Here is a 407-nt window from a genome sequence, read left to right as displayed (position 1 = left end):
AGTTACTAACGCCATTTTTAAACCTTGCTCTTTAACCGCTAACAGAACATTTTCAGCATAAGGCATTAAAGGCGGTAAATTGATTTTAACGTACTCACTAAATAAGCGATATTTTTCATCCGCTAAATAGCGGCTACTTACAGACAAGTTATGAACTTGTTTTATTTCCTTTGCAGCGTCAATAGTGGGACGTCCCGAAAAGCGCCTACAAAAATCATCTTCTTTATAACACACACCAAAAGGCGCAAGTAATTGGCTCCAGCAGTTATAGTGCACACTTTCCGAGTCAACCAAAGTGCCATCCATATCAAATAATACCGCTTCAATTGACATTCTTTTCTCCTGGTTATTTAACCTAAACTTTAGGTAATAAAAAAGGTGCCTAGGCACCTTTTAATAATTTGTGT

Annotated in this window: 1 protein-coding gene; it reads right to left on the bottom strand. The window is 37.1% G+C overall.

Features of this window, described 5'->3' with window-relative positions; translation table 11 throughout:
- Window positions 1–333, bottom strand: a 333-nt coding sequence (locus tag CWB76_RS19390) for an HAD family hydrolase (protein WP_138609743.1), incomplete at its 3' end; no start/stop codon positions are given.
- Window positions 334–407: the final 74 nt, after the last annotated feature.

It is taken from the genome of Pseudoalteromonas sp. S1609 (assembly GCF_005887255.1).
In the GTDB taxonomy this organism is placed as follows: domain Bacteria; phylum Pseudomonadota; class Gammaproteobacteria; order Enterobacterales; family Alteromonadaceae; genus Pseudoalteromonas.
This window is presented reverse-complemented; position numbering and strand designations above follow the sequence as displayed.